This window comes from Sporosarcina pasadenensis, from assembly GCF_047228845.1.
In the GTDB taxonomy this organism is placed as follows: Bacteria; Bacillota; Bacilli; order Bacillales_A; family Planococcaceae; genus Sporosarcina.
In genome coordinates, this window is sequence record NZ_JBFEGM010000004.1 from 173,249 (window position 1) to 188,308 (window position 15,060).

Consider the following 15,060-nt stretch of genomic DNA (forward strand, 5'->3'; position numbering starts at 1 on the left):
TCTTGGAATATCGTAATCCGAGTGGTCTGACCACTTCTTGTTATAGCATACAGAAAAGTGATGGCATCGTAAAGAGATTTCTTGGATTTAATGATGAAAAGACAAAAAGAGACATGAATCTACATGTCTCTACTTGTCTCTTTAAACCCTCATAATCTGTTGGACGATCAGTTGTGTTTGGCCGTTGCGTTTTTCCATCGTGCCCGTAATTTGCACCATTGCAAGCTCTTGTATGTGGATGTTGATGGCGGCGTACTGTCTTGGGAAGATTGTGCACGATAGTTCTCCTGTTTCGTCTTGGAGGGTAAGGAAAGCCATCGCTTCGCCTTTTTTTGTACGGATCCGTTTAACTTCCCTTATCATTCCCGCGACTTTTAGCATCGTCCGTTCTTTTACATCGGGGACAGTTACAAGGTCCACCACTTGTTCCTCCAACGTCTTTTTCATTTCCAGCGCTGGATGTTCGGATAAGTAGAAACCTAGCATTTCCCGTTCGTATTCAAGCATTGCAAATCTTGGCATCGAACCCCCTGGCGAATACTTCGGCTTCGCTACCGAATAAATGATATCGTGGAGCAAGTCGTCTCCGTCCGGGCTGACGAATTGGGCATGATTGCGGGCAGCTTCAATCGATGCTAGCAAGACGGACCGATCTTCTCCAAATTCATCAAGTGCTCCTGCTTTTATTAGCGGAATAATCGTTTTTTCGGTAAAATGCGTTCCGCCAATTGCAGCTGAAAAGTCGAAGAGCGTCTTCCACCCTTCAGGCGTCCTTGCTTCTTTCACGAGATTATAAAATGATGGTGTCACACCCTTAATCGTCCCTAAACCGATGCGGATTGAACCATTCTCGACGACATGGGAGTATTTGCTTTTTTGAATGGACGGAGGGAGGATTTCAATGCCCTTCCCTCTGATTTCATGGATGTACTCCATTGTTTTATCTTGATTCCCAGTAGCCATCGATAGTAATGCAGCATAAAAATAGACAGGGGCATTCGCCTTGACGTATGCCAATTGGTAGGAAATCAATGAGTATGCAACCGCATGGCTTTTCGGAAAACCATAGTCAGCGAATTTAACGATCAAATCATATATTTCACTTGCAGCACGCTCAGGGAAATTATGCTGGACAGCGTTCCTTACAAAGTGCTCCCTCTCCTGCCTAAGCACTTCACGATTTTTTTTACTTACAGCCCTTCTTAACAAATCCGCCTCCGCCATCGTAAATCCTGCAATTTGAACGGCAATTTGCATGATCTGCTCCTGGTATACGATAATGCCTTCGGTTTCCCGGAGGATCGGCTCTAGGTGTGGATGCAAATAATCGATCTTTTCCTTATTGTTTTTCCTTCGGCTATAAAGCGGGATATTTTCCATCGGACCTGGTCGGTATAATGCGTTAATGGCGTATAGATCACTGAATTCGTCAGGTTTGATAAGTCGTAATGCGTCTCTCATACCGTCCGACTCGAATTGGAAAATCCCTGTCATGTCGCCCTTCTTAAAAAGGGCGAAAGTCTTTGCGTCATTTAATGGAATGTCTTCAAATTGCATTGTCTTCCCTGTATCGTATTGGATCATCGAGCGAATCCGATCCATTAACGTCAAATTTCGCAACCCGAGGAAATCCATTTTCAATAAGCCGATTTCTTCTACATCCCCCATCGCCCATTGCGTCAAGTAAATATCGTCTCCGCCACTTTGAAGCGGAACTGTTTCGACTAAGGGCATGGGAGATAGGATGACGCCCGCAGCATGGGTGGAAGCATTTCTCGGCAAGCCCTCCAATGTTTTTGCTGCCTGAAGCCATTTGGCACGTACAGAATCCATCGCAATCCAATCTTGAAGCGCTTTTGACTTGCTCACGGACTCTTCCAACCTTTTGCTATGCCCATCCTGGATTTGCTTGGACAAGAAAGACATTTCTTCATTGGAGAAGTCAAATACGCGAGCAACGTTCCGCGCGACGGACTTGGATGACAGTGTGCCGAACGTAATAATTTGGGCGACGTGCGCTTTTCCGTATTTTTTCGCAACATATTCAATCACTTCAGAACGGCGGTTATCCGCAAAATCGATATCGATATCAGGCATCGTAATTCTTCCGGGGTTGAGAAAACGCTCAAAAATGAGTCCATATTTAATTGGATCGACATCCGTGATTCCAAGGGAATAAGCGACGAGGGAGCCGGCCGAGGAACCCCGTCCGGGACCTGTCAAAATGCCATTCTCCTTTGCGAATCGCATGAAATCCTCCACGATAAGGAAGTAATCGGAAAAGCCCATGTTTTCGATGACCGTAAGCTCTGTCCCTAGTCGCTCATAATAAGTCGAGCTGACGGTTCCTAGCCGGCGGATCAACCCTTCCTCGCAATTCTTTTTCAGCAAAGAAGCCGCAGTGTCCCCTTCTGGAACCGGGAAAGCAGGCATCAACGTGTGTCGAGGAGGTAATTTCGCATTGCATGACAACATGATTTCAGCCATGTTTTCAATCAATTCCGGCCGATCGGAAAACCATTGCAACATCTCGCTCTCTTCAGGCACATGAGCATCATAGACTTCCATTTTCGGCCTGGAAGGATCATTCAGCTTATATCCAGACCTGATAGCTGTCGCAACTTCAAAAGCGAATGCATCTTCTTGTGCAATATATCTTGATTCATGATAGGCGGTAATGGCCGTTTCCGTCTTTTCAGCTGTCATCAGGATTTCAACTTCGGCATGGTGCTTTACGCCACCTGGCCGGGAAATGCCGATATAGACTGTCGGGCAGGCTTTCCGGATGGTCTGGATTGTTTCCATTTCACGTTTTTCATTCCATGAGGGATCGGTCATTGGACAAATGAAGACACAGCCTTCGCTATAAGCTTGCAGCCATTTTAACGGAAGCGTCTCCGGGTCCCTAATGGAGATTGCACTGCTCATCTTAAGAAGATTACTATAGCCTCTGTCATCTTTTGCATACGCATAGAGCAAGACATCAGAACCGTCCTCAAGCTCCAACCGGATTGATAGCCCGATGACGGGATGGATGCCGTACTTCTCCATCACTTTGCAAAATGAACGGACGCCATACATCTTTGAATTGACGATTCCAACGGATCTAGCCCCTCTCCTTTGCAGAAGCGGGGCTAGCTGATCAAGTTTTATAATGCCGCGCAGTAGATCGGCGCCGGTCACAATTTGTGGATAGACAAGTACCAATGAAAATCCCTCCGAACCGTTACTTCACTGCACATAATTCTTTCAATTTGGCAATGATCTCATCCGATTTTTCCCACGAGTAAATAGAAGCTCCAGATGCAAGCGGATGCCCTCCTCCGTCATATTCAGCAGCGAGCTGATTGATAACTGGCCCCTTCGAACGGAATCGGACACGGATCTGATCATCTTCCTCGACAAAAATTACCCATGCGCAAATCCCTTTTACATCTCCAAGGGCTCCGACCAGTTGGGAAGTTTCACTCGCAGTTACGTCAAACTTCTTCAAAATCGACTTATCGATTTTAATGAAAGCAGCCCCGTTTTCATCAATCGTGAATTGTTGATATATATAGCCTTTCAAATGAAGCAATCTACGGTCTTCTTCATACATTTCCGCAAAAAGCTTCGTCCGATTGAAATCGTATTTGATCAAACCGCTTGCAATTTCAAATGTCCTCACAGTTGCACTCGGGAAAAGGAAGCGGCCCGTATCTCCCACAATTCCGGCAAATAGCAAACGGGCGCATGCATCCGACATCTTCCACCCGTAATGCTCTTCCCCTTCCTTAAATAGGAGATAAATCATTTCGGAAGTGGAGCTTGCATCAGTATCCACCCATCTCATATCTCCATATGGGTCAACATTCGGATGGTGATCAATCTTTATTAGAAAATCGGCTTTCTCATAAAATTCCGAGTCAATCCGCTCCGTGTTGCCTGTATCGGTAACGATAACAAGTGCATTTTTATAATCGTCCGGTGCGATTACATCCTGAGTCGCCAAATAAGTGAGCATGTCATCATGTGTGCCTACTGCATACACTTTCTTTTCAGGGTAATTGGTTGTTAATAATTCCTTCATGCCGACTTGCGAGCCGTACGCATCCGGGTCGGGCCGTACATGACGGTGAATGATGATTGTTTCATATTGTTCAATTGTGTCGATGATTTGTCGTTTCAATTTGCGATTCCTCCGGTTATTAATGATTTCTGTTCGCATTTACTAAAAAAAGCCGCTACAATGAAAGAAGTTATTTACTGGAGGCTCTTTTATGAAAACTCTCAATTTTTTACTTGTCTTTCTTATTATTGCGTCTGGCGTCTACTATTTTTATTTTAAAACACGTCAATTCCGAACGAGTCAAATATTTCCGATCCGGAAGAAATATTTCGCAAGCAAGGCTGGAACATTTCTAGGCGGACTACTTTTCTTCTTCGGAATAAACCAGCTTCTTCTATTCCAAGGCGTTGCAACGTACGTCGTTTCTAGTCTTTTCATCGTGCTAGGCGCATATATCATTATCTTTAATACGAAAGCTGCAAAGCATTATAAACAATTTATCGACGAAGAGACAAGGCTGAACGAAAACTGATGCGAACGCCGCATCAGTTTTTTCATTCCTACTGTTACCTTTCGAATAGTTGATACATGACCATCGCTTTAGCGATAAGTTCCGAATCAGAGAAAAGTTCGAAATCCACTTTGACAAATCTCCGGCTCATATGGAGGATTCGAGGCTCTACAATTACTGTGTTTCCGAGCTGGACATGCTTTATGAAGTAAATTGTCATATTTTCAGGAACACTTTCGCCACGTTTGCGCATTTTTATTGCACGGTTTCCGACGTCTGTCAACAATGTCGTCAACGCTCCGTATGAAAGTGAACCCAATTGGTTTGTCATTTGAGGAACGACCGTGAATTCAACATTTAGCGGCTGATCGGATACGGCTTTCATTTGACTTTTGACGATATCATCGATTTTTTCGCCTTGTTGAGGCTGTCGTTGTGTCATTTGAAATGCTTTCAATACATCTTGGCGGCTAATGATTCCTTCGAGAATACCGCTGTCGCTAACAACCGGCATCAAATCAATGCCTTCCCATATCATGCTATGCCCTGCGGAAGCTACGCTCGTTTTGCCATTCGCAGTGATCGGGTTCTGGGTCATCACTTTCTCAATCAGCTCGGTTCCCAGCTTTCCAACCGCATCACGGGATGTGACGATTCCGATTAGTTTCCCGTTACGATCTATGACCGGATATCCCGAGTGTGCCGTTTTCTGGTTCACTTCATTGAAATGGCCTACACTGTCCTTTGGCGAAAAAGTAATCGTTTCTGATAGCGGCGTCAGTATATCTTCCACAAGAAGAATTTCCTTTTCAATCAATTGGTCGTAAATCGCCCGGTTTAACATCGTAGCAACTGTGAAAGTGTCGTAGCTGGATGAAATGATTGGCAAATTCAGTTCATTTGCCAGTTTTTTCGCTTCATCGGCAACATCAAATCCTCCAGTGACAAGCACTGCCGCCCCTGCACTTAATGCTAATTCATGCGCTTTAAGCCTGTTTCCGACGATCAATAAGCTGCCCGCATCTATGTACCGCTTCATATCATCAAGCTGCATTGCCCCGATAACAAATTTCGTCAATGTCTTATGAAGTCCATCCCGTCCTCCAAGAACGACCCCGTCTACAATGTTTACGACTTCGGCAAATGTCAGCCTTTCAATATTCTCTTTTTTCTTCTTTTCAATACGGATTGTGCCAACACGTTCAATCGTATTGACGAGCTTTTGGTTTTCAGCTTCTTTTATCGCCCGGTATGCCGTTCCTTCACTGACGGATAGGGCTTTGGCAACTTGGCGGACAGAAATTTTTTCGCCCACTGCCAACCCTTCAATATAGCGTAATATCAGCTCATGTTTTGTCGACATCTTTTCACCTTTTTCTCTTTTTACCTGCTTCCATTTTAACATAGATAGGAATGAATAGTGATTGCAGGAAGACTCGGGCATATATTTCATTACTAATAATGAAAAGCCGATCCGGTGCAATTGATGTCCGGATCGGTCTCTGTTTTATAGTTCGAATGAATCTCCAGCCTTCATGATTTTCACTTCATGGGAAGTGACAAGATCCTTGAAGGTTTGCGGGTTTTGCCTAATTGGCGGGAAAGTGTCGTAATGGATAGGTACGACAAGCTTCGGATTCAGCAATTCGACTGCTGCAGCAGCATCTTCCGGACCCATCGTGAAATTATCACCTATCGGCAAAAATGCAACGTCGATGGAGTGGCGCTTCCCGATTAAAGCCATGTCCCCAAACAGAGACGTGTCCCCTGCATGATAGATCGTCTTCCCTTCAGCGGTGAACAATATCCCTGCAGGCATGCCAGTATAGATGATTTCGTTTTGTTCGGTCGTATAGGAAGAACTATGGAATGCTTGTGTATATTTCACTGTTCCGAAATCGAATGTATGGGAACCTCCGATGTTCATTCCGTGAGCATTTAGGTTTTGCCAGCCTAAATAGACCGCCAGTTCGTTCGGCGCAACAATAAGCGGGTTGCATCGCTTCGCTATTTCAAATGTATCTCCGACATGATCGTTATGTCCGTGAGTTAGCAGAATCACATCGGGAGTCTGTTCGGAAGCATCCAAATCCGTCAATTCATTTCCAGTGATGAACGGATCAAATAATAATGTCTTCCCTTCAGTCTCAATTTTCACGACTGAATGTCCGTGATAAGAAATTTTCATTTGCAAATCCCTCCAAATATGTTCATACATATATACACTTCGTTATTTAACCGGAAAACCCTTCTTTTTGGTATGATTAATTATGTTCATATAGGAGGGATAGGTTTGGATAAAATTAACGAAATTAAAGATAATTTGCAGAAAAACGATGTAGATGCGGCTTTCATTACTACTCCGGACAATGTTTTTTATGTTTCCGGGTTCCGCAGCGAACCGCATGAAAGGCTATTAGGTGTAATGATTTTCAAGGAAGCTGAACCATTCGTCATTTGTCCTCTAATGGAAGTGCCCGACTTGAAAGCTTCTGGATGGACATTCGAAGCAATTGGACACCAGGATACGGAAGATGCTTGGGAAGTTCTTGCGACTGCAGCGCAAAAAAGAGGAGTTTCTCTAAAAAACATCGCAATCGAAAAATCACATTTAACTGTGGAACGGTTGGAGCGGATGGAAGAACTTTTTGACAGTGCTACTTTCCCGCGTCTCGATGAGCAATTGAACAAGATGAGAAACATCAAAAGCGAGGAAGAACTTGAGAAAATGCGCAAAGCGGCTGCTTTGGCGGATTATGCCGTCGAGATTGGCTGCAAGGAAATTGCTGAAGGCAAAACCGAGCTTGAAATCCTTATGGCAATTGAATTCGAGATGAAGAAACAAGGCGCGGAGAAGATGGCATTCGATACGATGGTGTTATCAGGACCGAAAACCGCTTCTCCACACGGAACACCGGGAGACCGGAAAATCCAGAAAGGCGATTTCATCCTGTTCGACCTAGGTGTCGTATATGAAGGATATTGTTCGGACATTACAAGAACAGTCGCATTTGGGGAACCATCCGAAAAACAGCGTGAGATTTATGAAACCGTTAAGAAAGCGGAACAAACGGCGATCGATATGATCCGTCCGGGCGTGAAAGCAAGAGATTTGGATAAAGCTGCAAGGGATGTCATTACTGAAGCAGGTTACGGTGAGTATTTCACACATCGCCTTGGACATGGTCTCGGGATTTCTGTGCATGAATTCCCTTCAATTACAGGCACGAATGATATGGAGCTAGAAGAAGGAATGGTCTTCACTGTCGAACCAGGTATTTATCATCCTGAAATAACGGGCGTGCGAATTGAAGATGATGTAGTTGTCACGTCTGATGGTGTAGAAGTGCTTACGAAATTCCCGAAAGAACTTCAGATTATCAAGCCATGAACATAAAAAACGCTGTCCGATTCGTTTCGGACAGCGTTTTCATTATTTGTTTAATAGGGTTTCTACAGGAACATACTCCAAGCCTTGCGCGTCTGCAACAGCTCTATATGTTACATGGCCTTCCAATGTGTTAATCCCTTTTTGCAATGCAGCATTATCCAAGCACGCTTGCTTGTAGCCTTTGTTTGCAATTTGCAATGCATATGGAACTGTTACGTTCGTCAATGCCATTGTCGAAGTGCGTGGAACAGCGCCTGGCATGTTCGCAACTGCATAGTGTACAACACCATGCTTCTCATAAGTAGGATTATCATGAGTTGTGACGCGGTCGGATGTTTCGAAGATTCCGCCTTGGTCGATTGCGATGTCAACAAGAACCGATCCTGGCTTCATCGATTTTACCATCTCTTCAGAAACCAATTTCGGCGCTTTAGCACCTGGAATCAATACGCAGCCGATAACGAGATCTGAATCCTTGACCGATTCAGCGATATTAAATGGATTGGAAACAAGCGTCTGAATGCTATCTCCAAACATTTCATCCAGTTGGCGAAGACGGTCAACAGACAAATCTAGCACAGTCACCTTCGCACCCATGCCGACAGCGATTTTCGCAGCGTTCGTACCCGCCTGTCCGCCGCCGATAACTGTGACTTTTCCGCGTGAAACGCCTGGGACTCCTGAAAGAAGGATTCCTTTTCCTCCGTTGATCTTTTCAAGATATTGCGCGCCGATTTGTGTCGCCATACGGCCAGCAACTTCGCTCATCGGAGCTAGCAACGGTAAAGAATTGTTCACTTGTACAGTTTCATAGGCAATGCCTACTACTTTGCTATCAAGCATAGCTTTCGTCAATTCCAATTCAGGGGCAAGGTGTAAATATGTGAATAAGATTAGCCCTTCACGGAAATAACCATACTCGGAAGCTAGCGGTTCTTTTACTTTCATGACCATATCTGCATCCCATGCTTCTTTAGCAGTGGATACGATTGTGGCACCCGCTTCGATATAATCCTCGTCTGTGAAGCTGGAACCTAGACCGGCACCAGTTTCAATTAATACTTCATGTCCTGCAGACTTTAAGTTGTATGCCCCTGCAGGTGTCATTGCCACCCGATTTTCGTTATTCTTCACTTCTTTTGGAATCCCAATACGCATTTCTGATCCTCCTAAATATAAGAAAGTTAGTTGGCCAAATATCGACAATTCGACACGGCCAATGTAAAATCAATTCTATCAGAAATTATACAAATTTGCTCTCTATATTGATTATAAATAAATTTTCAGATTTAGGATTTTTCAATTACTTCCTTTCATTTAAGAAATTACCGGGCTTTTTCATCATGTTTTTCTTAGATAAGAAAGGGAATATAATGATAGACACTGTCACATTTCCGCCAAAATCCAGCAGTTCCATTTTGATTTCATTGAAAAAGAAAGGTTTTTCCGTATTTTCATCGAAGTTAGTATAATGTAAACATAATTTATAGGATGGAGTGATTGGAATGGTATTGAAATACAATCAAATTATCGTAGCCGTCGATGGATCGAAAGAATCCGGATGGGCATTCAAAAAAGCGATGGGCATTGCGCAACGTAATAACGCCTCCTTGAATTTGGTGAACATCATAGATACTCGTTCATATGCGGCAGTGGAAGCATATGATCGATCCATATCAGAACGTGCCCACAAATTTGCAGAAGAGCTGCTAACGGAATACAAGCAAGAGGCGGAGGCCCTTGGTTTGAGCAACGTAAACATCCACGTTGAGTACGGTTCTCCGAAAACGATGATTTCCCGTGACTTAACCAAGAAGCTTGGGGCTGACCTCATCATTTGCGGCGCAACCGGTTTGAACAAAGTGGAACGTTTCCTCATTGGCAGCGTTTCCGAAAACATTGTCCGTACATCAGCCTGCGACGTGCTTGTTGTGCGTACTCCTGAAGAAGATTGATATGAAAAAGAAGAACCTGCCCATCAATCGGGCAGGTTTTTATAATAACTATGCATCATATGTATGGCTTTTAACTTCCATTTTCTTCGATTATTTGCATTGCAATCCCGGTTAACTCGTCGTGTTCAGTGAATCGTTCATTGAGCATATCGGTAAGAATATGCCCCAGGAAGTATTTTACACAGTTCATATCTTGAAACAGCAGTATCGTCCTCAATGCTTCTTCGTATATCTCTAAAAACAAAGGCTCCGGATTTGCCTTTTGAATCTCACCGAATGCTTCATAAAGCAAATCGACTTTATCAGCAACTGATAAAATACGCCCCTCCAATGTCTCATCTTTACCTTCTTTAAATCGTTCCAAATAAATGGCTTGAAACTCTGGTGGAAGTTCCTTTTCTACAAACTTCCTAGTCATTTCTTCCTCCACTTCACTGAATAGCTGCTTCAACTCTTGCGAAGCATATTTTACAGGCGTCTTTATATCCCCAGTAAAAAGTTCCGCGTAATCATGGTTCAATGCTTTTTCATATAGGAGTCTCCAATCCACTTTCTGCCCACATTCCTCTTCAACTGTTCCAAGAAATTGAGCGATTTTCGCCACCTTAAAAGAATGACTGGCGACGGAATGCTGCTGATATTTGAATTTTCCTGGACAACGAATAATTTGTTCTAAATCAGATAAGCTTTTAAAATATTGATGTACACCCATCCTATTCATCACCATTTTCTATATTTTTTAGGACTATCTGTCATACAGACGAATCATAATTACTTCTTGAATAAATACTTTCCCTTATTCTCACTAAAGTATGCAGGAAAGGGATAATATCACACAGCCAATTCAATACTCCAACTCATTGAATGCCATACAAAAACCCCTTCCAATCCATAGAGGGATAAGAAGGGGTTAATTTAAACCGACTGAAACGGAAATTAAAAGTATTTAGGATTCTTCTCCTATCCAGTCATCGATTTGTTCGAGGAAGCGGGACATCGCTAGTTTATCCGACATATTCGGCACTTTTGTCAGCAGTACATCCGGCTTGGCTTTCATTTCAGCGTACGGCTTCTGCAAGATGAAGATGCTTTTCTCGTGTGCAGCGCTACGGAATAATGTAGCCGGAAGTTGGAGGACTGCCCGTATGACAGCATTCTTTTTCAAATAGCGGTGAAGTACCTCTGATTGATCCGATTCAAAAAGGGATGCCGGCGTCAGGAAGATTGCATATCCGCCCTCTTTTAAATGGTTCATCGACTGTTCGATGAATAGATGATGGGCGAATGCATGTCCTTCCGCAGGCATCATTTCGAAGTTGAGCGCATTGTCATCATCAGGGTAATAGCCGACTGGAAGATCGCAAACGACCAAGTCAACAGGATCGACAAGCAATGGCCGCAATGCATCCTGGATGAAAAATCGGACTGGCTGTTCCAGAAGGTCAGCAGTAACTGCGGACAATCTGACGAGCAGTTCATCGATTTCCACAGATGTCGCGTTAACTTTATCACCTAGTGTATTCATGACGGTGAACAGTAAATTGCCCGTTCCCGCTGCCGGATCAAGTAAAGTTGTTTGATTTTTATGTTGCATCAGTTTGTTTGCGAAATGCCCGATGAGCATGCCGATTGCATCCGGTGTCATTTGATGATTTGGCTGAGCTTGCTCTTTCATCCCCTTTAGGACAGCGAGCTGAATTCCTCTTCGGATTTCCTCTTTTGTCACGGAAGGAGTCAAGCGGGGCATGCTCTCCTCCGACAGCCATTGTTGGCAAGCCTCGATGAGCGCTTCCAAATAAAGATCTTCTTTTTTCGCTTCTGCATAATCATTTAAAAATGTAAAAATCTGTTCAGTATTTGTCACCATATAATATCCCTCTAATCCAAAATATGCCTTGCTAAAATCTTTTTATAACGGTAATGTGGCCCACCCGTTGCCGAGTGGGCCAGCCAATTATTTCGTAAGTTCGTTTACTGCTGCAATCGCCTTTTCATAATTAGGATGGTCTGTGCCTTCCATAACATACTCGACATAAGTGACTGTATCGTCTTTGTCGACAACGAAGATTGAGCGCGCCAATAGCCGTAGCTCTTTCATGACGACACCGTATGCTTCTCCGAATGAAAGGTCCCGATGGTCCGATAATGTCTGGACATTGCTGACCCCTTCTGTTGCACCCCATCTTGCTTGTGCAAAAGGAAGGTCGACGGAAATCGTGAGCACTTCCACATCATCTCCGAGCGAAGTCGCTTCTTGGCTGAATTTACGCGTTTGCTCTGAGCAAACACCAGTATCGATGGATGGAACAACGCTGATTAAGCGAATTTTCCCTTTCGAATCATTCAGCGTAACCGGTTGCAAATCATTGGATAGAACTGTGAAATCTGGAGCTTTGTCGCCTACTGTTACTTCTTTTCCGAGCAATGTGACCGGGTTTTGTTTAAAAGTGACATTTACCATGAAGACGCCTCCTTATCATTTCAGTTCATTCTACTAAACAATTGTTCCGGCATGCAACTCTTCACCCTTGCGCTCCTGCCGCGTCTCAATGACTTCCCTTTCAAATGATTGTTCATGGATGACGAACGTGTCAGCAAAAAGGTCGTGCAAGGACTCCTTGTTCGGCATGAAGACAACGAGCAAATAAGGGATTGTAAGAAGCTTAGAAATGAAGCGACCAATCACTTCCCTAAAAAGAATCGTGCCCCAAGTCAGCTTTCCGCCATCTTGTCTGACGACTTTTATTCCTAAAATCATTTTCCCGATTGTCTGACCGGCAACTTTCGTCATGAGTGCGAAATAGCCTAGAAAAAGAATGAGGAGTGTCACTTTGTATGGGCTGAATAAAAGAAATGAAGGATTGGAAATTTTAATATCTAAAACCCTGAATACCGGTTTGATGAATATTCCGCTTATCGATGAAACGATCAGCAAGTCAATGACATATGCCCAGAAACGTGTCCAAAAACCGGCAAATTTCGGTATAAAGCGCTCCGTTCGGACAATTTCATATTCAGGGAGGCGATCCGGCTTGGGAATGTCCCTAATCGACTGATTATCTTCAATATGATCCGTCATGCCTTTCCCTCCTTATTTTTCTCCATATAAGTACATCATCCGTGGTGCATAGTAATCGGAAAGCAATTTCCCGATCAGTTCCGACTCAATATTGCGTCCGAATAGATTTCCGACCTTCACTCCGAAAATGGAGCCTAAGCTATCCATCGGCGCGTATTCAAAGACCGTTGCATTTTCCAACTTATAATCAGCTTTCAATGCATCGATGACATCGCCCATTTTGCCGTAATCATCTGCAAGACCAGATTCAATCGCCTGTCTGCCGTTCATTATGCGGCCATCCGCCACTTTCTTCACTTGTTCCGTCGACATATCGCGGCCCTCTGCAACAATCGACACAAACCGATCATACGAATCATTGATCATTTCTTGAAGCATATCATGCTCTTCTTCAGTCATTTCACGGGAGCCGCTCATGATATCTTTGTAAGGCCCTGTTTTAATCGTATTAAAATCAATCCCATACTTTTCGGCAAGCTTAGCATAATTGACGCTTTCCATGATGACCCCGATAGATCCAGTAATTGTTTCAGGGTGTACGAATATTTTTTCAGCTGGTGCTGATACATAATAGCCTCCTGATGCGGCCAGTCCACCCATTGCTACGTAAACCGGAATTTCCCTTTCGGTTTGGATTGCCCTAATGGCATCATAAATATCCGATGACTCCACAACTCCGCCACCTGGCGTGTTCACTGATAGGACAACACCTTTGACCGTTTGATCGTTTAAAATATCATGAAGCTGAGACATGAATACCTGGTGGTTGTAACCGCCGGATGCGAATAAGGAGCTGCCAACATCCTGGATGACGCCATCCAATGTAAGAACGGCAATTCGATCCCTTCCTTTTCCTTGTTCAATGACCACTTCACTATAACCCGTATTTCCTGCTGCCAATTCTTCCATGAAACCACTGAAATCTCTCGTGAATAAATACGAAAGCGAATTGATGCCTATTGAAATGAAGATAAGCACCGCAGCTACGATGATTGCGATCCATCTTTTCATCGCCATTATGTAATTCCCCCTTCTTTCCTGCATCATTGTATACGTTTCAATCCTGACAAATGTTTCATTTTACTTGGAAGATTCATGAGCGCTCCGTTTTGTCAAAACTGATTCATAAACCTTTGAAACCGTGAAAAGAATAAGTGCTGCCCATATTAAAGAAAATGATAGCATTTCAATTCCACCAAACGATTCCTTGTAGACAACTACACCTAGGAACAACATCATGGTAGGGGCAATATATTGGATGAAACCCGCCACATACAATGGAATCATCCGAACTCCTTTCGAATACATGACAAGTGGAAGTGCAGTTGCGATGCCTGTAAAGATGAGGAGGATATCCGTTTTAGTATCTCCGTGTAAAAAGACGGCTTGCCCTTTCATGAACAAATAGGTGTAATAGCCAACTGCGAATGGCGTAATGAATAATGTCTCGATCGCCAATCCACGAAGGGCATCCAATTTGATGTTTTTCTTAATGAATCCATAAACAGCGAAAGTAATTGCAAGACTTAAAGCGATCCACGGAAATCTTCCGTATGAAACCGTCAAGATGATGACTCCCGTAAAGGCAAGCAGGAAAGCGATCTTCTGTGAGGATGAAAGCTTCTCCTTCAGAAAGAAGATTCCGAGTAAGACAGATACTAAAGGATTAATATAATAACCAAGACTCGTTTGTACGATGTAATTATGATTGACCGCCCATATGTAGGTGAACCAATTTGCCGTGATTAACACGGTTGCGACGAAAAGACTCCAAAATTGAGACTGGCTTTTCCACAGCTCCCGAATATCATAAATAAGCTGTCTGCCATTTTTCATGAGCAAAACAACAAGGACTGTTGAAACGAATGCCCACATAATCCGCCCCGTTAGAATTTCATCACTTTGCACATGTTCAAGATGCTTCCAGTAAATCGGCATGAATCCCCAAATGAGGAAGGCTCCGACGACCCATAGGATACCACTTTTTTCAGACTGCATTCAGGCACCCTCCTTTCGAATAGGACAATTATAGTCCTTTCAAAACCATTCGTAAACCCGCGAAGGAAAAACCGTCCA

Annotated in this window: 14 protein-coding genes; 3 read left to right on the forward strand and 11 right to left on the reverse strand. The window is 43.7% G+C overall.

Annotated features, from left to right (window positions below):
* Positions 1-141: 141 nt before the first annotated feature.
* Positions 142-3,207, reverse strand: coding sequence for a DNA polymerase III subunit alpha (locus tag AB1K89_RS07765; protein WP_413054195.1), 3,066 nt, complete (start codon positions 3,205-3,207; stop codon positions 142-144).
* A gap of 19 nt (positions 3,208-3,226) precedes the next feature.
* The gene (locus tag AB1K89_RS07770; protein ID WP_413054196.1) at positions 3,227-4,168 is read right to left on the reverse strand and encodes a DHH family phosphoesterase; all 942 of its coding nucleotides are present in this window, start codon (positions 4,166-4,168) and stop codon (positions 3,227-3,229) included.
* A gap of 91 nt (positions 4,169-4,259) precedes the next feature.
* Here AB1K89_RS07770 and AB1K89_RS07775 point away from each other — a divergent pair, with 91 nt between their 5' ends.
* Positions 4,260-4,580, forward strand: coding sequence for a YtpI family protein (locus tag AB1K89_RS07775; RefSeq protein ID WP_413054197.1), 321 nt, complete (start codon positions 4,260-4,262; stop codon positions 4,578-4,580).
* 34 nt (positions 4,581-4,614) lie between these two features.
* Here the strand turns inward: AB1K89_RS07775 and AB1K89_RS07780 are convergent, their stop codons facing one another.
* Positions 4,615-5,922: a DRTGG domain-containing protein gene (locus AB1K89_RS07780; protein WP_413054198.1), complete on the reverse strand. Its 1,308-nt coding sequence runs from the start codon at positions 5,920-5,922 to the stop codon at positions 4,615-4,617.
* Between the two features lie 144 nt (positions 5,923-6,066).
* Entirely contained in the window at positions 6,067-6,747 is a 681-nt protein-coding gene (locus AB1K89_RS07785) for a metal-dependent hydrolase (RefSeq protein ID WP_413054199.1), read from the reverse strand.
* A gap of 105 nt (positions 6,748-6,852) precedes the next feature.
* Between AB1K89_RS07785 and AB1K89_RS07790 the strand changes: the two genes are divergently transcribed.
* On the forward strand, positions 6,853-7,950 hold the full coding sequence (locus AB1K89_RS07790; RefSeq protein WP_413054200.1) for a M24 family metallopeptidase: 1,098 nt from the start codon (positions 6,853-6,855) through the stop codon (positions 7,948-7,950).
* A gap of 42 nt (positions 7,951-7,992) precedes the next feature.
* Here AB1K89_RS07790 and ald read toward each other — a convergent pair whose 3' ends face one another.
* Positions 7,993-9,108 carry an alanine dehydrogenase gene (ald, locus tag AB1K89_RS07795; RefSeq protein ID WP_413054201.1) on the reverse strand — a complete coding sequence of 372 codons (1,116 nt, stop codon included), beginning with the start codon at positions 9,106-9,108 and terminating at the stop codon, positions 7,993-7,995.
* A gap of 347 nt (positions 9,109-9,455) precedes the next feature.
* Between ald and AB1K89_RS07800 the strand changes: the two genes are divergently transcribed.
* Positions 9,456-9,905 (forward strand): universal stress protein, encoded by a 450-nt coding sequence (locus tag AB1K89_RS07800; RefSeq protein ID WP_252502623.1) that lies wholly within the window; start codon positions 9,456-9,458, stop codon positions 9,903-9,905.
* A 70-nt stretch (positions 9,906-9,975) separates the two neighbouring features.
* Here the strand turns inward: AB1K89_RS07800 and AB1K89_RS07805 are convergent, their stop codons facing one another.
* From AB1K89_RS07805 to rarD, 6 genes are all read right to left on the reverse strand, one after another.
* Entirely contained in the window at positions 9,976-10,617 is a 642-nt protein-coding gene (locus AB1K89_RS07805; RefSeq protein WP_413054202.1) for an HD domain-containing protein, read from the reverse strand.
* A 234-nt stretch (positions 10,618-10,851) separates the two neighbouring features.
* Positions 10,852-11,772, reverse strand: a complete 921-nt coding sequence (locus AB1K89_RS07810) for a class I SAM-dependent methyltransferase (protein WP_413054203.1) — start codon at positions 11,770-11,772, stop codon at positions 10,852-10,854.
* An 87-nt stretch (positions 11,773-11,859) separates the two neighbouring features.
* Positions 11,860-12,366 carry a thiol peroxidase gene (gene tpx / locus AB1K89_RS07815; RefSeq protein WP_413054204.1) on the reverse strand — a complete coding sequence of 169 codons (507 nt, stop codon included), beginning with the start codon at positions 12,364-12,366 and terminating at the stop codon, positions 11,860-11,862.
* A gap of 33 nt (positions 12,367-12,399) precedes the next feature.
* Positions 12,400-12,984 (reverse strand): RDD family protein, encoded by a 585-nt coding sequence (locus tag AB1K89_RS07820; RefSeq protein ID WP_413054205.1) that lies wholly within the window; start codon positions 12,982-12,984, stop codon positions 12,400-12,402.
* A gap of 12 nt (positions 12,985-12,996) precedes the next feature.
* Positions 12,997-14,001 carry a signal peptide peptidase SppA gene (gene sppA, locus AB1K89_RS07825; RefSeq protein WP_413054206.1) on the reverse strand — a complete coding sequence of 335 codons (1,005 nt, stop codon included), beginning with the start codon at positions 13,999-14,001 and terminating at the stop codon, positions 12,997-12,999.
* A 63-nt stretch (positions 14,002-14,064) separates the two neighbouring features.
* Positions 14,065-14,982 (reverse strand): EamA family transporter RarD, encoded by a 918-nt coding sequence (gene rarD / locus AB1K89_RS07830; protein ID WP_413054207.1) that lies wholly within the window; start codon positions 14,980-14,982, stop codon positions 14,065-14,067.
* Positions 14,983-15,060 lie beyond the last annotated feature (78 nt).